The organism is Moritella sp. Urea-trap-13, assembly GCF_002836355.1.
Taxonomy (GTDB): domain Bacteria; phylum Pseudomonadota; class Gammaproteobacteria; order Enterobacterales; family Moritellaceae; genus Moritella.
Genome location: NZ_PJCA01000038.1, coordinates 147,679 through 169,734 on the forward strand (window position 1 = coordinate 147,679; position 22,056 = coordinate 169,734).

Consider the following 22,056-nt stretch of genomic DNA (forward strand, 5'->3'; position numbering starts at 1 on the left):
GCTTAAAGACAACCCCAGTGATTCAGGACCATCACTAACATTCAAGCCTCTAATCTCGCTCTTAAACCATAGCAGCACTGTCATAAAATATTATTAAGTAGGCATTAACTTCAAATTGATTTATCTAACTCATTATTCTAAACTAGCCTAAATATCTACTCCAAGTAGTAAACTCCTTTAAGTCGAGATACAAATGAATAATCAACCGTCTAATTCTTCTGATAATCGGATAGATCTTTTCGATTTTTTTTCATCCCTATGGAAAGAAAAAATCACTATCACTTTAATTACATTTTTATTCATGACGATATCTGTTATTTATGTGTTAAGTACAACAGAAAAATGGTCTGTCAGTGCTACCATTGATACACCAACGACGCAACAAACAAAACAGTATAATTTGAATCGCGAGTTGTTCAACAGAGGCATTAAAAGCTTAAATAAAGGTCAAGAATACGAAGGACTCCCATCGATAAAAAGCTTACATAACTTATATGTTAGTGAAGCACTAAAAACAGAAAATCAAATTACATTTTTTAAATCTCAACAACTATTTAAAACAATGGTTACCAAAGATAATTTAAATTTAATAGCGCAAAATAATTACGCACATAAATGGGCTGCTAAAAATATATCGATCACAGCGAAGCACGCTCTAAATTCAAATAATATAATAGGTACTAACATTCGTATTAGTGCTACTAACCCGAATGATGCATTAGAGTTTAATAAGGCTTATCTTAATTTCATTAACGATATTATGATAGAACGCCTACGAGATTTAATATCGGATGAATTATCCTTAAGTCTGAAACAAATAGTAGATTTTAATGAAAAAACGAAAATCCATGAAAAATTCATACTCGAAAAACAAATAAACGACATAGAGAAAAATATTAAAATAGCTAAAATCGCTAAAATAAAAAACTTCGTTACTCAAAATATTTCGCTCGAATCAGCACCTGAATATACTAAGGGTTATGAAATACTATCAGCAGAAAAATCTATCCTAACTGAAATGTTAAACAATTATGAACAAAATAAAGTCATAAACAGCAGTGCTTTGTTAATAGCGAAATGGCATGATTATGATAAAAAAATGCAATTTGATAAGTTTGACTTTTATCAACTTACAGATAAACCTCACTTGCCAAAAACAAAAGACCATCCCAAACGCTCTATTACGCTAATATTAGGTACATTACTTGGTTTAATATTTGGTGTAGCTTATGTATTAGTAATTAATGCTTTGCGTAGTACTAGAAGAGTTTAATACTGAAGAATTTATACTGAAGACTTGAACGATCTTGCAGTTAGAACATACTTCTCAGTTTTGCTTAATAGACTGAGAATTTCTATCTGAACTGCAAGATAAATACTTAGATTACAACCCTATAGAATGTTTAAATAGTACTGCGTTAGCATCCTTTTCTGATAATATAACATTACCTTCTACTGGCCACTCTATCGCGAGATCAGGATCATTCCATAATATAGAATGCTCAGCTGTAGGATTATAATAATCTGTACATTTATATACAAATTCAGCTTCATCACTGGTTACATAAAAACCATGTGCAAAGCCTTCTGGTACCCATAGTTGCCGTTTATTCTTTTCTGAAAGATAAACTCCAACCCACTGTCCGTAAGTTACAGAATCTTTACGTACATCCACCGCAACATCAAACACTTCACCTTTCGTCACTCGTACTAATTTACCTTGGGTATTTTCAGTCTGAAAATGTAATCCCCGTAAAATGCCTTTCGATGACTTGGAGTGATTATCCTGCACAAAAGTACGCGGAGCGACTCTTTCTTCGAATTCCTTTTGTTGCCATGTTTCCATAAAAAAACCACGTTCATCCCCAAATACATTTGGTTCAATAATTTTAACGTCAGGAATATTTGTTTCTATTACGTTCATTTAAATAACCCTTTAAAATAGATATCGTTACGCGTAATACTTAATTTGACTTAACGCAGCTTGCCAGTCACTAGGCGAAATACCAAAAGATTCCATCATTTTATTTGACGCTAATTTTGAATTGGCAGGGCGCTTGGCGAGTGTTGGGTAATCACTTGTAGGGATGCTATTTAATACTGGTGTTGTATATAATATCTGTTGTGACTTCGCTTCACTAAAAATTGACTCAGCAAACTCAAACCAACTGACATGTGGAAAACCAGAGAAATGATATACACCGTATTCAACTGCATGACCTTTCTCAATTTGAATTGCGATTTCAATTAACGCAGCAGCGATATCACCAGCATAAGTTGGCCCACCAAATTGGTCTCCAACAATACTCAAGGATTGGTTATTTTTTTCCAAACGGAACATTGTTTTTACAAAGTTATTACCATGTTTACCAAAAACCCAAGCTGTTCGTAAAATAATATGCTTATCACATGCCGATATTACGGCTTGTTCACCAGCAAGCTTACTTTGTCCATAAATACCTTGTGGTGAAGTGCTATCTTCCGGATGGTACTCACCATTTTTATCACCTGAAAATACATAATCAGTTGAAATATGTAGTAAAGCAGCATTAATTTTTTGGGCTGCCTCTGCAAGATATTTAGGCCCATCTCGGTTTATTTTAAAAGATAATTCAATTTCGTTTTCTGCATTGTCCACAGAAGTATGTGCCGCAGCGTTAATAATAATATTCGGATTGAATTTTAACACTGTTTTTTGCACTGCAATTTCATCAGTAATATCTAAATCATGTCGAGTTAGAGCGAGTACGATTGCACTTTCATTTTTATTTAACTGCTCTGTTAAATAGTGTCCCACTTGACCGTTACAACCTGTAATCAATACTCGCATACGAATCATTTACCTTTTATTAGAACTACTTATTAGACGTTAAATTTAGGTTATATTGACTTCTCTTCAATATAAATTCCATTCTATCATCAAACTCAACAACACCAAAGCGTACAGAACCTTTAGCTGATGTCCAAACTCATGGGTAAAGCTAGACACAGCACCGCTAAGTCCGGAATAATCCTATTTTCATGAATAATAGAAAATAAAAAATAGAACCATCCGTTTAAAGTTTAGATCCAAGGAAAGTAATAGGTCAACGCGCTTATTTAAGTGCGGGTTTTTTAATAACCATCCGGGTTATTTGCTTGCCAGCGCCAAGTATCAGCCGTCATATCGCTAATACTACGTTGTGCTTTCCAGCCTAATTCGCGCTCAGCTAAGTCAGTTGCAGCGTAACACTGGGCAATATCACCTTCACGACGTGGAGCGATTTGATAAGCCACGGTCTTACCTGAAGCTTGCTCAAAGGCTTTAACCATTTCGAGTACGCTGTAACCTTGGCCTGTGCCTAAGTTATAGGTGACTAAGCCAGGATTTGTCATTAGCTTATCTAGCGCCTTTAAATGCCCTAACGCTAAATCAACTACGTGAATGTAATCACGTACGCCTGTGCCATCCACAGTTGCATAATCATCACCAAATACACTCAGTTGCTTTAGTTTACCCACAGCCACCTGTGAGATATAGGGCATGAGGTTATTTGGAATGTCATTGGGATCTTCACCAATCAAGCCACTTTCGTGTGAACCCACTGGATTGAAGTAACGTAAGCGGGCTATGTTCCAGCTTTTGTCTGACTTATACAGATCGGCAAGTATTTCTTCGACCATTAACTTAGAGCGGCCATAAGGGTTAGTCGCAGACGTTGGGAAGCTTTCATCAATCGGCACAGAAGCCGGATCGCCATACACAGTTGCTGATGAACTAAATACAAAGTTCTTCACATTGTGCGCAGTCATCGCTTCTAACACGTTAACCGTCGCGGTAATGTTATTACGGTAATACGTTAACGGGATCTGGCTTGACTCACCCACTGCTTTCAGACCAGCAAAATGGATCACCGATTTAATATTATGTGCGGTAAAGATACGGTTCAGTAATTCAGTATCCAGCACATCACCACAATAAAAAGTCACAGACTTACCGGTGATGGCTTTAACACGCTTTAATGATTCTTCACTTGAGTTACATAAATTATCAATCACCACCACATCTTGGTTGTTGTTTAATAATTCTAATACGGTGTGGCTACCGATATAACCGGCACCGCCGGTGACTAAGATTGTCATGGTACTATTCCTGTAATTTATTTTTATGTGACTCTATACGCCAAGCGCGGATCTTTGCCGTGATCACCCAAACTTTAGATAACAATAGTTGGTATATAAAGAAGCACAATAAAAACAATATCAGCATGATGTATTCAGGGATCTCGACTATTTCAGCATAGATACCAAAAGCAGCATAGGCGATGGCAATAGAACAAATTGCACATAATATCTGGGTATTGTTCAGACCTAAACGTTGGAAGATATGGTGTAAATGTTCACGATCGGGTTTAAACGGTGAGTCACCACGGCGAACACGACGGATCATGATCGCGGCCATGTCCATTAACGGCACGGCTATTAACCAAAGAGCAGTGACAGGACGTAATAATGCCTCGCCTTTTTGTGACGATAACAATAAAAACCAGATCACAGTAAAGCCGATTAACATACTACCGGCATCACCCATAAATACTTTACGCTCACGACCTAATAAGCCAAGGTTGAAGAGTACATAAGGTAAGATGATGACGATTAGCACCAGACATAAGTAAGCCAAGTTAGCTTGCGCATCAATACTCAACACAAAACCTAAACCACCTAGGGTAACGATGGAGAGACCACCAAGTAGTCCATCAATACCATCAACCATGTTAAACGCGTTAATTGCGCCAACTACTGCAAGCACTGTAATTAAGTAACCTACCAAGCCTAAGTTAATATCACCAAAGCCCAGCATGTTGCCTAATGTATGTAACTGGATATCGGCAACAAGCATCATGGCAACAGATAAACCGGCTTGTACCACGAAGCGGATCTTAAAGCTCAAGTCATATTTATCATCCAATGCACCGACTACGGTAAGGATAAAAATACACAACATGAACAAGCGGTAGTTCGGTAACAATTCGGGATTATTGAATAAGAAGTACATAAACGAAATACAAATCGTAATACCACCGACTAATGGAATTGCGCCACTGTGGTGTTTACGTGCATTTGGTTTATCAACTAAACCGATCTTTTTAGCTATTTTACGCATGGTAAATAGCGTCACTAAAGAGAAAAAGAAAACAAAACCGAGTTCAATTAACATGCTGATTTTAACCTTGATTAGTTTGATTAGTTTGATTAGTTTGATTAGTAGCGGATTAACTTGATAGGGCACTACACCAGAATATAGGTATTATTTTAGACGTACAGGTAATATAGTTATTTACACATTAAATAATCGAAGCTGACGGTTCTTATTACAGCTTCGATTATGAACCAAGATAAAAGCCATTAAGCTGATTTCTTTTCAGTTTTTGCTTTATCTAACTGCGCTTTGTCATCTTTTAAATAGACGTTGTCGTAACAGTAGTTGATCGCATCGATATAGCCTTCTACTGAACCACAGTCAAAACGTTTACCTTTAAACTTATAGGCAATCACACAACCTTGTTGCGCTTGTTTTAACAAGGCATCGGTAATTTGGATCTCGCCACCTTTACCTGGTGCTGTGTTTTCGATGAATTCAAAAATATCCGGTGTTAGAATGTAACGACCAATAATAGCTAAGTTACTTGGTTCTGTACCTGGTGCTGGTTTTTCTACCATGTTCGTCACACGGAATAGATCATCACGGATCTCATCACCAGCAATAACGCCATATTTATGGGTTTCACCTGCAGGCACTTCTTCAACGGCAACGATAGAACAACGGAACTGATTGTATAAAGCAACCATCTGCTCTAACACGCCCTTTTCTTCGTTAACACACAAGTCATCAGCGAGTACAACTGCGAATGGTTCATCACCCACTAACTCACGGCCAGTCAGGATTGCATGGCCTAAGCCTTTCATTTCACGTTGGCGAATGTAAGTGAATTGCGCTGCATCGATAATACTGCGAATATCATCTAACAATTCTTCTTTGTTCGTACCTTGTATTTGATCTTCAAGTTCGTAGTTTTTATCAAAGTGATCCATCAGAGAGTGCTTACCGCGACCAGTAACAATACACATGCCGGTCATACCAGCACTGATCGCTTCCTCAACGCCGTATTCGATTAATGGCTTGTTCACAACAGGCATCATTTCTTTTGGCATAGATTTAGTTGCAGGTAGAAAACGGGTTCCGTAACCCGCTGCAGGGAATAAACATTTTTTGATCATTACAAATTCCAAGTTTTAAGTTTTAAGTTTTAAGTTTTAAGTTAATCTGAACCGAAAAGATCGCGGGTATAAACTTTATCAGCAACATCAGACAACTCTTCAGCCATACGATTAGATACAATGACATCTGACGTTGCTTTAAATTCAGCTAAGTCTTTAATTACTTGAGAATGGAAAAACTCTGGTTCATCAAGTACTGGTTCATAAATAACAACTTCAACACCTTTAGCTTTCAGGCGCTTCATAATGCCTTGAATACTTGATGCGCGGAAGTTATCCGACCCCGACTTCATGATCAAACGATATATACCGACGCGCTTGGGATTACGCTTTAAAATTGAATCTGCCACAAAATCTTTACGAGTAGTATTTGCCTCTACGATCGCACCGATAATACTGTTCGGTACATCTGCATAGTTAGCACGCAACTGTTTGGTATCTTTTGGTAAGCAATAACCGCCATAGCCAAATGACGGATTATTATAATGACTGCCAATACGTGGGTCTAAACCAACCCCCTCAATAATATGACGGGCATTCAAGTTGTGTGATTCAGCATAAGAATCTAATTCATTGAAATAAGCAACTCGCATAGCAAGGTAAGTATTAGAGAATAGCTTTACAGCTTCAGCTTCGGTCGAATCGGTAAACAATACCTGAATATCTTCTTTTACTGCACCTTGTACTAGTAAACTTGCAAATACCTCAGCGCGTTCACTACACTCACCGACAATAATACGTGATGGATGTAAGTTGTCATATAACGCACGTCCTTCACGTAAGAACTCAGGAGAGAACATCAGGTTTTCACAACCTAACTCTTGTTTAATACGCGCTGTATAACCAACTGGTACAGTAGATTTAATCACCATCACAGCTTGTGGGTTGATAGCCATAACGTCTTTAATCACAGATTCAACAGAAGATGTATTGAAATAATTATTTTCAACATCATAATCAGTTGGTGTTGCAATAATCACAAATTCAGCATTTTGATAAGCGATCTGTTTATCTAGCGTTGCAGTGAAATTAAGATCTTTATTCTTCAAGAAATCTTCAATTTCAACATCAACAATCGGTGATTTTTTCTGATTTAGTAGATTGATTTTTTCTTCAATAAGATCAACTGCAATCACTTCATTGTTCTGCGCAAGTAACATCGCATTCGACAAACCGACATAACCGGTTCCGGCAATGGCTATTTTCATTTTAATTCCCTTATTACAGCTGTATTTTTAAGCAGTAATATTAATTAATTGGATCTGTTGCAACGCATGGTTCACTAAATACTGAGCTTGTTCAATTGAATTTGATTCAGCATAACAACGTAACTCTGGCGCATTACCCGACGGACGAAAATGAATAATATCACCCGTCATTAATGTCAACCGTAAACCATCGGTAGTATTAATTTCAGCTACAGTTAAATCAGAGAAACCTAATTGAATTAAAAATTTCGCTGGTTGTTCTTTCGCAATGTTTAAAATAGCGAAGCTCTTTTCGGTTGCAAAATTTTGAATACGATCACTGTGAGTCAGTCGCTGTGGTAATGCATTAACTAATGCTGAAATATTCTTTTCACTTGCTGCCGCTAACAACATCAACGCCGGTAATACCGCATCGCGAGTTGGCAATGCTTTAACGAGTTTGTTATTAACAACAACATCAGTACCTAATAAAAAACCACCATTAGCCTCAAAGCCAGCTACTGTAACGTAATTTTTAGCTAATTCTTCAAATTCAGCGATAACATACGGTGAACCAATCTTAGTACGCGTAACATGATTAAATAACTCACAGCTTTCAATTGAAGTATTACAGCTTACAGGTACAGCTAGCGCATCGATTTTCATTGCATTTGCACATAATAAACCAAGTACATCGCCACGTAGCCAATCACCATTTTCATCTGCAACTAACGGGCGGTCACCGTCACCATCGGTAGAGAAAATAAAATCAAGATCATATTGTGCTGACCAATTTTTGGCTTTGAGTTTATCAGCTTCTGACACCGCTTCAGTATCAATAGGCACAAACTCATCACTACGCTCTAACGCAATAACTTCAGCGCCAAGTGCAATGAACATATCTGCATACAGATCACGACCAGCACTGGAATGCTCATAAATACCTACGCGTTTACCAGCAAGTAATAAACTATCAAATAAAGAGGTATAACGCTCAACATAAGCTACCGCAGCTTTAGTATTTGTTACTAATTCAGGCAGGTCAGAAATAGCTTCAAATTCAGCCGTTGCATTTAAAATACCTTGCTCATCTACTTTACTGATTTCACCATCTGGACGATAGAATTTAAGCCCATTGCGATCAAAAGGAATATGACTACCAGTGACCATGATACACGGTATGTTATCTTGCATTGATATATAAGCTAAAGCGGGTGTTGGTACAACACCATAATAAATAGCTTCAATACCAAGTTGTTCTAATGCTTTAATACATGCTTGCGCCATTCCAGGGCTACTAGGGCGATTATCAATCGCGATAGCGACTTGCTTAAATGTAAATTCTTTTTTCATGCAGCTAATAAAAGCATGGGTAAATGCAGCACAAGCATTATCTGTAAATTGAGTAACTAAACCACGGGCACCACTCGTACCAAATTGAATGCCTGATTTTTCTATTTCATTAGAGCTAATTAACATCATACTCTTCCATATTTGTCATCGAAACGAACAATATCATCTTCACCAAGGTACGAACCCGTTTGCACTTCAATCAGTTCAAGCGGTAATACGCCCGGATTTTCTAACGCGTGAATTTGACCTAATGGAATATACGTCGACTCATTCTCTGTCACTAAGAACGTTTTATCACCGTTAGTTACACTTGCCGTACCCGATACTACAATCCAATGTTCCGCTCTGTGGTGATGCATTTGTATTGATAATTTAGCACCTGGATTAACCGTAATACGTTTAACTTGGTCACGTTCACCAAAATCAAGTGAGTCATATTTCCCCCAAGGACGGAACACTTCACGTTGATGTTTATATTCGTAGCGGTCTTGTGCTTTCAACTTTTCAACGATAGTTTTCACATCTTGAACCTGGTCTTTGCAAGCCACTAATAACGCATCTTTAGTTTCAACTATCACTAAGTTATCAACACCAACCGTCGTTACAAGTTTGTGACCAGCATTAATGTATGAGTTAGTAGTATTGTGCGAGATGATGTCACCGTGATTAACGTTACCATTCTCGTCTTTCTCGCTAACTTCCCACAATGATGAGAATGAACCGACATCACTCCAACCTGCACTCATTGGTACGACAATAGCATCGCTAGTGCGCTCCATCACCGCATAATCAACGGAATCTTCAGGGCATTGGGCAAAGATATCAGCACTGATACGTGTGAAGTCTAAATCTTGCGTTTTGTTCTCATACGCTTGTGTGCATATCGCTAACATATCCGGCGAGAATTTAGCCAGTTCTTCAAGGTAACGAGATGCTTTAAACATGAACATACCGCTGTTCCACAGATACTCACCAGAATCTAGGTAGGTTTGCGCTGTTGCTAGATTTGGTTTTTCAACAAAGCTATCAACGTCAAAACCAATCGCTTCATTGGGCGTTTGTTTCGCGCCTTGCTTGATGTAGCCATAACCGGTTTCAGCATGAGTGGGGACGATACCAAAAGTAACGAGTTTATCTTGCGCTGCAAATCCCTTTGCATCAAGCACGGCTTGTTGGAAAGCGGCAACATCTTTAATCACATGGTCAGCAGCAAGTACAAGTAATAATGGGTCATCGCCTTTTGCAACTGCAGCTAATGCAGCAAGAGTGATTGCAGGCGCGGTGTTTTTACCCATAGGCTCAAGAATAATGTCACTTGCAGCTGTATCGTTTACGCGTAATTGCTCTGCCACGATAAAACGGTGTTCGTTATTACAGATAATCAACGGATTTAAGCATTGAGTATTATCAAGACGATTAATCGTTTCTTGTAATAAGGTATTTTCATTAAGTAATGCTAGGAATTGCTTTGGATGTAATGCGCGAGATAAAGGCCATAAGCGTGAGCCGCTACCGCCTGACATGATTACCGGTAATATCATAATAAATTCCAATTAATTTTGAAGAAGTTTTTCTATTGCAGTGGTCACTGGATTCAATTTCCCAGACCAAGAATGAGTAGATTGAACATATCTAAATGCATTTATAGATATTTTTTGAGCAAAGTCCCTATCTTTTTCTAATTTAATGATTTGAGAAACAAACTGTTCAGGATTATCTGATATTAAAATATCTTTTTCGGGCTGAGCTTCAAGACCCTCTAATCCTGTACTAGTCGTTATAGATGGTATACCTAAAGCCATATACTCTAAAATTTTATTTTGCACACCAGCAGCTAAACGAACTGAACAAATACCGGCAATACCACCTCGAGCATGAGATACAATATTATCTACAGCTCCTGTAACGATAACGCCATCTAAACGTCGTAATTTCCTTTCGTCGTCAGGTTTTATTCGGCCTATAACTTTGAATTTATAATCGCCATGTTTTCTTAACAGCGGTAAACTTTCTTTAGCAAACCACATCGCAGCATCAAAATTTTGGGCTGAATACATATTACCAATAAATATTACTTCTTTATTCGTTAGCGAAAATTCATAAGGTAGCGTAGATAAATCAACGCCATTAGAACAAACTAACGTTTTATTATAGCTTTCTGTGCCTTTTTTAAATAAGAAATCTTTATCGAACTGTGAAACTAAAATATTATGATCGAATAATGTAGCAACGTCCTTCTCATAATTATTTAAACGGTTTTTTTCTAACTTATAGATCAGGCCTTTAATTCCCGCATTATTTTTTGTTTCACAAGCTCGCGTATAATTCATTGAAATAGCATCTGTCATTTCAAGTACTTTCTTATTCGGTAGATTCTTTACATAATCCGCGACTCGAATAAGATGAGGTAGAACAAGATCATGTTCTTTTGCTAATTTTTCTACTAATTTCTTAAACTGATTAGATTTATAATATGCAACCTGTAGTGGTCTTTTTGTTGGCAGCGCTAAAAGGCAATTAACATAAGAATTAAGTTTTGGTAAAAGCACACGATGAATCTCAGAAAACACTCCGTCATTTGGAGTATTCAATTCCATTTCATATTTTGTCTCACATAAACTTAAAAGTGTCAGAGAATAAGTTTTAGACAGTTCTTTACACAATTCATAAATTCTTAACCTATCTCCACCGATCACTGGATATGGAAAACGAGGGGTCAAAACTAATATTTTTTTCATAATTACAAATCCGATAAAACTAAAGAAATAATTTCATTTACACGAAAGTAAGAATAATAATTAACATAATCATCGTTTATTTCTTTCTTATTGACTCTCGCAGATAAAATATCAAATGTGTCAGAATTTATATCTTCAATAGTACTATACTCAAAAATAAATGATTTATCTTTCACATCTTCATATCCGATTAGCGAGTGTGACGTAGCAAAAATAGGTATTTGATATTTCATTGCTTCTGCAATTTTAGTTTTCATCCCACTACCTACATTCACACATGAAATATAGAATTTAGCTTCCTTAAACAATAACTCCATTTCATTCATAGAAGGATCACTACAAAAAACCATATTATCTGGAATTTTACAATTCACATTACATAACTGTCGACCTGCAGCAATAAATTTCATACTCGGATTATTTACAGCTGTTTTAATATAATCACTCAATGCTAATAAATTCGGTTCAAAATCAAATGACGCTGTAAACAATACATATCCTGCATCCATTTCCTTTGAAAAATTTATATTATCAAAACATATAGGAATGATATAAACGTCTGAACAACTAAACGAGCTAGCATCATTTTTGGTAATAAAAGTTAATTTATGAGATAATTTCAAAGATAATCTTTCAGACAACTGAATCAACAAAAAATCAACAACGGCTATAAAATATCTATAATTAGCCTGTGGTTTTTTCAATCTTGAAAACAATAACTTAGATTCATTATTATCAAAATGAGTTATTATTTTTTTATTTGGAAAAAACAAACGAACAAAACCGACAATTAAACCTAATCGTGAAGAATGAATAGCTATAACATCTGAAATCTTAATATATTTAATTAATGACAATATATAAAAAAACAAAAAACTAGGTGACAACAAAACTCTAGAAAAAAAATCAGATGTCAACGACTTATCAAATGTTTTATATTTGACATTTTTAGTATTCCTAGTCGAATTCCCATCCGACTTACCTATAACTGTAAGAGTTTCTACATTTTTAGAATATCCATCTATCAATGTTCTGAAATAATGCCCACCTCCAGTCAACTCTGAAGGTGAGTTAATAGATAATAACAATACTTTACTATTATTCATCAAAAGACCTCAATATTTTATTTATTAGCACATCGACATTGAAGTAATCTTCTATTTTTTTCTTTGCATTAGCTCCCATAAGAAGAGAAAATGTAGGATTATTAATGTACTGTTCTATACATTTATAAAGTTCAACTTCATTATTTTGAGAATAGACTAATCCACTCTCATTATTAATAATCAAATCGTCAGCAACACCTGTATGATCACTTACAATAATAGGTTTACCTAAAGTTGCGGCTTCATTGACGACTAATCCCCACGCTTCCGTTGTTCTAGTTCTAATTGAAGGTAAAACAACCATCTCTGCTTTATTTAAAAGACTATACTTTTGACTAGTTAATACTTTTTTATTTGGTATTATAACCTTTCCTGACAAACCAAGCTTATTAACTAAATCATGCAATTTTTTATATTCAGGACCCTCTCCGGCAAGAAGTAATTTCTTTAATGGATATTTATCTGATATTAATTTAAATGCTTTAATCAAACTAGCCTGCCCTTTAAAGCTAACTAATCTACCAAAGCATAAGATATATTCACATTCAGCTATATCTTTAATATATAAATCATCATGAAAAGGTATATTCGATAAAGGGACTACATTTGGAGCATGAATCAATTGACTTAATTCAGCACCATTATCGAGTAAATATTTTTTTTGTTTATTACCAAATGATAGTATTTTATAGCAATTTTTAACAATATACCTTTCAAGAGGTTTAGTTATAAACCTACGAGGATGAATTACATCAGCCCACTGTTCATTCCATAGAATAAATCTAATTTTATTACGAATAGAATGATAAAAGCCAACATATGTAATTGCATAGCCTAAATCAGTACTAATTATCACATCATATTGTTTCTTATTAAGCTCTTTAGATAAATTAAAAGGTATAACCAAATCTTGACATAATGGGATTCTAACACTGTCAATTAACGTCAAATCATCAAGTTTTGAACAAGGTTCATCTAATAAGAAAAAGTCTATATCAACACCTTCATTTTTACTAAGACCGTTAAATACAGGGAACCTGAAATCTTTACAATTAGAATGCAAAAATGCGACCTTTATTTTATTACACACCACGACTTCCTCTTGTATTGATAACATACATTCGATGTGAACTAACAACTGAGTTTAATTTCACATCTTTATATACTAATGAATTAGCGGCAACTACCACATTATCTTCAATTATAATGGAACCTACAATAACTGCGTTTGCACCGGCAAAAAAATTATTTCCTATTGTAGGTAACCCTCTCTCATTACGACCAGAAACACCAATAGTAACACCTTGATGCAAGGTGCAATCATCCCCAATGACAACGCCATCTCCAACAATTATATTAGAAAAATGCGCAATTAACATTCCTTTCCCAAGTTTTGAATTGTATGAAAGACTAATTCCAAATAAAATTTCAACAATCATTTTAGAGATACCAGTTATAATCCAGATCAATTGTTTAAAAAAAATAACTCTGGCACTTACTCTACGTAATTCTTTACCAATTCTATAGTTTAACAACGCTAAAAAACCAAATTTAGAAAATGATCTAAGAATTAAAAAAATAAAATAAAATATACTACCATTACCATTACCATACGAATATCTGTAAACATCACATTTCAGTTCTTTTAATATTTTCATTTTCAATTCCTGATATATATACGTAACCTATTATAAAAATTAACAACGAGATAAAATATGGCATTATCAAACCGGGAAATAATACACCTTGAAAAAAAACAACCATAACAATACTATTTAACAATTCACTACGACCAATAAAATCATACAATAAAATCATAATTGCAAACGCAGCTACACCTAGACCACTAGTTAAAAACCAAAACAAATTATCAGTAAATAATGGAAACGCACCAAAACCTGTTATGTATAAATAAACATCCGTATCAAAGATATAAGATATAGTGGACCATATATTAATTCTATTGATAAAAGAACCCACATATATGTGTTCAGACAAAGTTACAACTATCATTTCATATATAGATTCATTTACTACAAAAAAGGATAAAACTAAAGAAGTCAACACAACGAACTTCGTTTTAAATTTATTAGTCTTTAATTTATTTTTTTTAATTGAATATATCAATAAAAAAAACAATGTCATATACGCACTAAGTGTTACCGATAAAATTATTGTAGATATAGGTATAATTAACTTGAATTTACTTTCACAATTAAACAATATAAAACAAACTGAAATTAAAGCTAGAGAAGATATTTCAGCGGGATTACCAAAAAAACCACTAACTCGATATTCTAATGAAAATAAAAGAGAATATAATAAATTTAAAATCAAACATAAACATAATAGATTAGAAATATACTCTATTTTAAAATTTTTCTTTATCGCCAACTGGTAACCCATAAAGAAATATATTGATATAAACATATAACGAAGATATATAAGAGTATTTCGATATACATCACCGTAATTGAAAAATGACCCTATATCTCGATCATCCATCAACCAATTTAATACGCTATATATACGGCTCTCATGATTAGCTAGATTAGCTACATTAAAATCATTCAACGCTGAATTTATAAAAACAAATATAATAAAAAATGTAACAATTAAAAACTTTATTGTCACCGAACGTTTTATTGCAACCCCAAACTTAATCGAATTATAAATCAATAAGAATATACTAAGTAATAACAAGAAATCGGATATTCGAATACCTAGAAATGAAATGGGGATTAATGATGATATAAAATATGAAGATAGGACTATAGCTAAAAAATCCATTTTCAAATATCACCATAAACTTTTTCAGTTTGTTTAATATTTGATTGTAAAGAAAAGTTATTTTTGTAATTCAAATAATTATCATTAACTATTTTTTCAATACTATCACAACTCAACATTTCATTAATGGATTTAGCTAATGCATTTGAATCATTAACCTTAAATAATGAAAACTGCCTGTGGCTTTTTATAATCTCACTTCCACCTCCATTATCACTTGAAATAATATTCTTTTTCATCGACATAGCTTCAATAATGACACGCCCAAACGGTTCATTATCTGATGGACAAATTAATAAATCAAAATTTTTCAAATAGTCAAAAGGATTATCCACATGCCCTGTCATAATAATATTCATTGGACTCTTCGATTTCAACTTGATTAATTTTTCTTTAAATTCATTGTCTTCTTCCCTGAATGCATCTCCGACAATAAAAAATGCCAGCTCATTTTTATATTCAACTAATAAATTTGCAGCTTCAATAAAAATATCTTGCCTTTTCCAGTCTTCAATCCTTCCGATAATTCCAATCAAAACAACATTTTCAGAAATATTATGTTTCGTCCTTAAGTTTAATAATGAATTGAAATCAGATAAATCTTCAACTCCATTATATATCTTAATTAACTTATTTTCACACATCCCAGATGAGTTGCTAAGAATCATATTCTTAACTACATCTGAAATTGCAATTGTTTTATTTATCACAAATAACAAAATAAATTCAAACCTATTTTTTTGTAAATCTCTAACGTGAGCAACAGTCTTCACATTAAATATGATAGAAATGAAAAACAAATAAAACCTAGTTCTCGCAGTGTTTGAATGAACAATATCTACATTATTATTTTTAATTATCTTTTTAATTTTAAATAAAAATGAAACTATATTAAAAATAGCTTTAATCCCTTGACCTTTTAACTGAGGAAATTCTATATCGATAGTTTCAATGCTATTATCTTTACATTTTCTTTTTAAAACACCATGTCTTGGCGATGCTAATATAACATTGTGCCCAAGGTCGCTAATACCCTGCATTAGCCTAAACAAGCTATGTTCAGCCCCACCCATATCATTACATTCACTTAAATATAAAAAATTATAAATTTTCAATTTCATTCCTTTTATAATATAATTTAACTGAAACTATCATTATAAAAACAATAGTCATTATTATATCTACAACTTGACTTTCAATAAATACTGACTCAAAAAATAAGACGGAAATTGTTATCAATGGAAAAAACATAAACACATCACGACTTATAAGATAAATAAAATTGTAATTCACACCTTCCATTTTACTTACCTTTATCATAAGTAGAATCATGGCAACTAAATTAGTTATCACAGTAGCTATTATAACGCCATAAACACCAATTTTAGTTGATAAATAAACACTCAGAATTACATTTATACCAACGCAAATCAGCATTATTTTCATTGGAGTTCGTGTATCACCAGATGCCCATAAGATTCTTTTGCTAATTGCAGATATAGACTCAAAAATAAGACCGGATGCATAAATAGAAAAAAACAATGTGATCACTGAAATATCTTCAGCTGTTAGCTTCCCATACCCCAAGGTTAAATCAACTAAGGCTTCCCCATATATGATTATAACTATTAATAAGGCTATTGATATGTAAGAAAGAATATACATTGATTGATTAATAGTAGAATTCAATAAAACATTATCGCGATTATTGATAAAATTACATATTTTAGGATAATAATACAATGAAACATTAACAGCAAAAACGCCAACCATAACGGCATACAACTGTTGTGAAAAATACAGTTGTGATAAACTTCCATTCTCTAAATTTGAAACAATTGTTTTATCTACGGCTTTATTTAACTGATTACTTATAGAACCAATTGCAACAGGTAAGAACAATACCATATAGTTACTAATGAAATATTTCAAATCACCATATGAAAAGCCATTACTTTTAATTAATTTAATAATTTTAACTTTTGAAATATAATAATTTAAAAAAATCTGTATTAATGCAAAAATACAATAAGAAAGTGCAATGGCACTATTTATTGAGTTGATATACAATAGATACAGAACAGAAATAAACATAATGTTTGATATACTAGTTACTATCGGTATGTATGAAACCTTTCCATTACAAATCAATATTGATTTGTAAAATTCTGAAACTATATAAAAAAACATATATATGGAAACAGGAATAGAATACAAATATAAATAATCTATTTTAATATCAGTCAGATTAGAATTTAATAAAATTATAATCTCAAAATTTAAAAGATAAATCATTACAGATAGAACAAATGAAATAAATAACGTTACGCCTCCAATTGCAATCAACACATTCGGTTTTTTTTTGTAGTATTTCTGATGCATAGGAATATAACAACTATTAATACCACTACTCATTACATCTAATATAATACTCGGGAGCATCATCGACAATATATACATATCAAATACATCACCTATACCATAGATGATGCCAATACTCAACTCTCTAAATAAACCAGTTACTTTTCCTAGTATAGATAATACAATAAGTAAAATTAGTGATTTCATGTATCAGTAACAGCCTTGGTTATTTATTTAAAATAGATTTTCTATTATAATTATAATTAGCTAAATCTATATTGTTTTTGTAAATACCATTTTTATAAAAACTATTTGATGTTATGTCAATTGAGACTAACTCTGTTGCAGCTATAATTACATTGCTACCAATATCAATTTTTCCGATTAAACAACTATTAGCTCCAATTAAAGTGAAATCACCAATAGAGCTTGCCTTCCTTGAACACCCCAAGCTGATAAACTCATTACTGCCTATAGTTACATGTTGATAAATTGTGACATAATTACCAATTTCAGCTGTAGAGTGAATGATGATTCCAAAGGGATGGGGTAGCCTAAAGTAACGTCCAATTTTAACCGTTTTAGGTATCTCACAATTCATCATTAAATTTAATAAAATAACTCTAAAGGGTGTTATCAACCAAGAAATATATGGTAGGCGCTCTGTTCTTATAATTAATATAGCTAGTCTTGAAATGAAATTCTTATTGACTTGAAAGTCAGATTTTATATTTGATAAAAAACTCATTATCTTTTCCTTTTTTATAAGTAATTAAAAAAATATGTTAATTACTTAAGACCATTTGACCATCTTTAATCTTGATAATTTAATCACCTCAGTCGAGAGGGCGTTGTTGATCGAATCAACGAGAGATTTGATCATCTCGCTTATTTATGAAAGTCTAAATACTCATGTTTCTTTCAGGAATGCCGAGTCTAACGACGTTATTGATCGCTTTGACATTGGCTTCAACAACTTGAGTGTTGTAACAACCGAAGTGATTGTATTCCGCTAGTGAGCGTTTTATACCGATACATCGCAGTTTCCGATAACGATCTATCGTGGTAGCCACGTATGGACTTTCCACTGTTTCAGTCCACCTGCTTTAAGTGCTATTACAGCTTCATTTCTCGGATGTCCAGGTTCCCACAATCTAGCACTTTTTCGTGATACGGTAAGTGGTTTTATATTTTTTTCTTAAGTATTTATGACTCTCTTTTGTGTCGTATGCACCATCACCTGAGACTTCTAAAATACGTCAACGTAGAGGGTTAAGCAACGAAGGTAGTACTTCACTGTAACCAACATTAACAAGCGTCATTTAAGCAGAAATAATTTCATGAATATCAACATCTACCGCCATATATAACTTGCGCCACGTTCGACGCTTTTCACGGCAGTGCTTCTTAACCTTCCATTCGTATTCGCCAAACACTTTTAAGCCCGTTGAATCGATGGCGATATGTCGAATAGCACCTCTCGATGGGTTACGATATTTTATTTCAACCGTTTTGGCTCGTTTACTTATACTCGAATAATTAGGACTACGCAGTGGAACATTCATCAGAGAAAAAATGGAATCGATAAAGCCTTGTAATGAGCGTAATGGCAGAGAAAATACACCTTTCACTATTACATCAGAGAATTGAAATCATCGACCACGCTTTCCGTAATGTTTAGTGCAAGTCCATATTTGTCTACCCAAAATGTAATTGAGCCACGTTGAGTTAACGCACGATTAGACTCTGGCCAGTTTGTGACTTTGTTCTTCGACTTACCCATCAGATGAACCTTTTTAAATCCGTGATAATGATCGGATCACAAGATTTACGAAAGGCTCCCTGATTTAGTCAACAACGCTTCTCTGAAACATATATTTCAATCCAAGAGTAAAAAATTATTATTTACTTTGAACACAATGGCATTGAATAATTTCAATTTTAAATATTAGTACTAGATAACACCCTGAGACACTTCAATTCCATTTTGAGACAGCCTATTTCATCGTAATACCTTGATTTAGCCTAACTCTTTAAATTTAACCAATAGGTCCGACTTTAAAACTAAGACTTATCACTCTCATAGCTATAGTTATAATAACCATACCCATAAGACGCACTCGCCTTCTTCTCAACAGCATTCAGAATAAAGCCTTTCACTTCAATTCCAGCCATTTCAAAGCGGTGACGTGCGACTTCAATTTCTTTCACTGTATTTTGACCAAAGCGACCAACCATCAAGGTTGTTCCCGCAAGCGCACCAACAATACTTGGGTCTGTTACCGCAAGTACCGGTGGCGTATCGATGATAACTAAATCATATTGACTTGATGCCCACTCAACAAAATCGCTAAAGCGTGGGTGCATTAATAACTCAGAAGGATTAGGTGGGATTTGACCACGCGTAATAACATCTAGATTTTCAATACCTGATGTTTTAATTACGTCTTTAGTGTCTAACTTACCAGAGAGCATTTCAGACAAGCCGCAATCCCAGTCAAGATTGAAATGACGTTGTAAATAACCTTTACGCATATCACCGTCGACAATCAGTACTTTTTGACCTGTTTTAGCAATCACAGCAGCAAAGTTTACCGATACAAACGATTTACCAATACCAGGCGCAGGACCAGAGATCATAACCACATTATTCTTCGCTTCCATCATGGCAAAATGCATGCTGGTACGCAGACCACGTAATGCTTCAATCGATAAATCAGCAGGGTTTGATTCTGCTAATAATGTTTCATGCAATTCGAGTTTTTTCTTACGTTTATTTTGTTTAAGCTTGCTGTCCATCTCTGCCTGCCAATCAGACATTGGGATGCTTGCATAAACCGGTAAACCTAACGCTTCAATTTCATCTGGATTTTCAACGCCCTTATGTAATGCCGCACGTACTAGCACAACTGCAACCGAGAGCATGCCACCTAATAATGTCGCTAATACCACAATCAGTGATTTCTTCGGTTTAACCGCGTTACTATAGGCTTGTGCAGTATCTAAAATACGTACATTACCTACCGTACCCGCTTTCAAGATACTCAACTCTTGGACCTTGTTCAGCAGTTGAATATAAATCTGTTGATTCACTTCAACATCACGCTTCATGCGTAATACATCACGTTGAGTTTTCGGTAATTGTTGAACCTGATCATTAAGCTGTCTTTGCTTTGTTAATAAAACTTCACGTTTATCGAGTAATGATTTGTAAGCAGGGTGATCTTTGGTAAAACGTTGGCTAATCTCACTTTCTTTAAAGGTTAACTCGTTTAGCTGTGACTCTAATGCCACCATGACTTTTAGCGTTGACTCCGCTTCTAACCCCAAGTCAATCGATTCATTGGCTTGACGGAAACGATTAAGCGTATCTTCAGCTGCGGTTAATTCAGTCTTAATATTTGGTAAATGGCTTTGTAAAAACGTTAAGCTCTTTTCAGCTTCAGCCGAATTTCGTTCTACATTCTGCAAAAAATAGTTTTGACTTACGTCATTCAAAATAGCTTCAATTAAAACTTTATCTTCACCACTAAATGATAATTGTAAAATACCTGTTTGTTTACCACGTTCACTTACCGACAAATTCTGTTGTAACCATTGGATCGCATCAAGTTGAGATTGCTTAACAACAGAAAATTCATCAGCAGTGTTACCCACTAATACCTGTACAAATAAACGGTAATCATTGTTTTGCGCTAATTCACCCACGACACCTGATAATACTTTACGCTCATCAGCGTTATATAACGAATAAGCACCTTTACTGGCATCATCAATGATCAAACTAAATGCAGATTTAGCATAGGCAGAAGCGTAACTTGGAATTTCAAAACGACTAATAGCAATGTCATTTTGTTGACCGCCCATGCGTGCTAAGCCTTTACCAATAACCGGTAAATAGGTTGGTGCTGCAAGCGTAGTTAAATTTAACTTTTCAACTGTTTGGCTCAAGATCATACGTGATTTAATGATCTCAACTTCGGTCGTTGCAGACGATTCACTGGAAAACATGTCGCCCATGTCGCCAACCAGTGCCGACATGCCACTGCTTTTTTGTTCAACTTGGATCAACGCATCGGCTTTGTAAACCGGCGTGGCTAATAACGCATAGCTGACACCAAATATCGCAAAGATAAAAGTAACAGCGATAATGCTCCAACGCGCGTCGAGTAAGATACCGAATAATTTTCCGAGATCGATTTCGTCAGCATCGCTGTTTGACTGCTGCGGTTTGTTCGTTTGATTAAGAGTATTACTGCTCAT

Annotated in this window: 18 protein-coding genes and 1 pseudogene; 1 reads left to right on the forward strand and 18 read right to left on the reverse strand. The window is 34.5% G+C overall.

The features are described 5' to 3' along the window. Positions 1-193: 193 nt before the first annotated feature. Positions 194-1,273, forward strand: a complete 1,080-nt coding sequence (locus CXF93_RS18660; RefSeq protein ID WP_101064016.1) for a Wzz/FepE/Etk N-terminal domain-containing protein — start codon at positions 194-196, stop codon at positions 1,271-1,273. 111 nt (positions 1,274-1,384) lie between these two features. Here CXF93_RS18660 and rfbC read toward each other — a convergent pair whose 3' ends face one another. From rfbC to CXF93_RS18750, 18 genes and pseudogenes are all read right to left on the reverse strand, one after another. Continuing rightward, complete coding sequence (gene rfbC, locus CXF93_RS18665; RefSeq protein ID WP_101064017.1) at positions 1,385-1,924, reverse strand: dTDP-4-dehydrorhamnose 3,5-epimerase; 540 nt, start codon at positions 1,922-1,924, stop codon at positions 1,385-1,387. Between the two features lie 27 nt (positions 1,925-1,951). Next, positions 1,952-2,830, reverse strand: coding sequence for a dTDP-4-dehydrorhamnose reductase (gene rfbD / locus CXF93_RS18670; protein ID WP_101064018.1), 879 nt, complete (start codon positions 2,828-2,830; stop codon positions 1,952-1,954). A gap of 284 nt (positions 2,831-3,114) precedes the next feature. Next, positions 3,115-4,122 carry a UDP-glucose 4-epimerase GalE gene (gene galE / locus CXF93_RS18675; RefSeq protein ID WP_101064019.1) on the reverse strand — a complete coding sequence of 336 codons (1,008 nt, stop codon included), beginning with the start codon at positions 4,120-4,122 and terminating at the stop codon, positions 3,115-3,117. Between the two features lie 4 nt (positions 4,123-4,126). Continuing rightward, positions 4,127-5,197: a UDP-N-acetylglucosamine--undecaprenyl-phosphate N-acetylglucosaminephosphotransferase gene (wecA, locus tag CXF93_RS18680; protein ID WP_101064020.1), complete on the reverse strand. Its 1,071-nt coding sequence runs from the start codon at positions 5,195-5,197 to the stop codon at positions 4,127-4,129. Between the two features lie 188 nt (positions 5,198-5,385). Continuing rightward, positions 5,386-6,258, reverse strand: a complete 873-nt coding sequence (gene galU, locus CXF93_RS18685; protein WP_101064021.1) for a UTP--glucose-1-phosphate uridylyltransferase GalU — start codon at positions 6,256-6,258, stop codon at positions 5,386-5,388. Positions 6,259-6,299: 41 nt separating this feature from the next. After that, positions 6,300-7,466: a nucleotide sugar dehydrogenase gene (locus tag CXF93_RS18690; protein WP_101064022.1), complete on the reverse strand. Its 1,167-nt coding sequence runs from the start codon at positions 7,464-7,466 to the stop codon at positions 6,300-6,302. Between the two features lie 27 nt (positions 7,467-7,493). Then, complete coding sequence (locus tag CXF93_RS18695; protein ID WP_101064023.1) at positions 7,494-8,924, reverse strand: phosphomannomutase; 1,431 nt, start codon at positions 8,922-8,924, stop codon at positions 7,494-7,496. Continuing rightward, complete coding sequence (locus CXF93_RS18700; protein WP_101064024.1) at positions 8,924-10,339, reverse strand: mannose-1-phosphate guanylyltransferase/mannose-6-phosphate isomerase; 1,416 nt, start codon at positions 10,337-10,339, stop codon at positions 8,924-8,926. Before CXF93_RS18700 ends, CXF93_RS18695 begins: the two co-directional genes overlap by 1 nt. Positions 10,340-10,351: 12 nt before the next feature. Then, entirely contained in the window at positions 10,352-11,536 is a 1,185-nt protein-coding gene (locus CXF93_RS18705) for a glycosyltransferase family 4 protein (protein WP_101064025.1), read from the reverse strand. Between the two features lie 2 nt (positions 11,537-11,538). Continuing rightward, positions 11,539-12,642, reverse strand: a complete 1,104-nt coding sequence (locus tag CXF93_RS18710) for a glycosyltransferase family 1 protein (protein ID WP_101064026.1) — start codon at positions 12,640-12,642, stop codon at positions 11,539-11,541. Then, on the reverse strand, positions 12,635-13,732 hold the full coding sequence (locus CXF93_RS18715) for a glycosyltransferase family 4 protein (RefSeq protein ID WP_157824467.1): 1,098 nt from the start codon (positions 13,730-13,732) through the stop codon (positions 12,635-12,637). Before CXF93_RS18715 ends, CXF93_RS18710 begins: the two co-directional genes overlap by 8 nt. Further along, complete coding sequence (locus CXF93_RS18720) at positions 13,725-14,300, reverse strand: serine O-acetyltransferase (protein ID WP_101064028.1); 576 nt, start codon at positions 14,298-14,300, stop codon at positions 13,725-13,727. Before CXF93_RS18720 ends, CXF93_RS18715 begins: the two co-directional genes overlap by 8 nt. Continuing rightward, a complete protein-coding gene (locus CXF93_RS18725; protein WP_101064029.1) occupies positions 14,272-15,432 on the reverse strand; it encodes a hypothetical protein in 1,161 nt (386 codons plus the stop codon). The genes CXF93_RS18720 and CXF93_RS18725 overlap by 29 nt, the downstream gene beginning before the upstream one ends. 2 nt (positions 15,433-15,434) lie before the next feature. Continuing rightward, positions 15,435-16,547 carry a glycosyltransferase family 4 protein gene (locus CXF93_RS18730; protein WP_198551708.1) on the reverse strand — a complete coding sequence of 371 codons (1,113 nt, stop codon included), beginning with the start codon at positions 16,545-16,547 and terminating at the stop codon, positions 15,435-15,437. Further along, a complete protein-coding gene (locus CXF93_RS18735) occupies positions 16,534-18,000 on the reverse strand; it encodes a lipid II flippase MurJ (RefSeq protein ID WP_101064031.1) in 1,467 nt (488 codons plus the stop codon). The genes CXF93_RS18730 and CXF93_RS18735 overlap by 14 nt, the downstream gene beginning before the upstream one ends. 19 nt (positions 18,001-18,019) lie before the next feature. Continuing rightward, a complete protein-coding gene (locus CXF93_RS18740) occupies positions 18,020-18,541 on the reverse strand; it encodes a hypothetical protein (RefSeq protein WP_101064032.1) in 522 nt (173 codons plus the stop codon). 154 nt (positions 18,542-18,695) lie between these two features. Further along, positions 18,696-19,576 (reverse strand): annotated as a pseudogene (locus CXF93_RS18745) (IS5 family transposase). Positions 19,577-19,857: 281 nt separating this feature from the next. Next, entirely contained in the window at positions 19,858-22,056 is a 2,199-nt protein-coding gene (locus CXF93_RS18750) for a polysaccharide biosynthesis tyrosine autokinase (RefSeq protein ID WP_101064033.1), read from the reverse strand.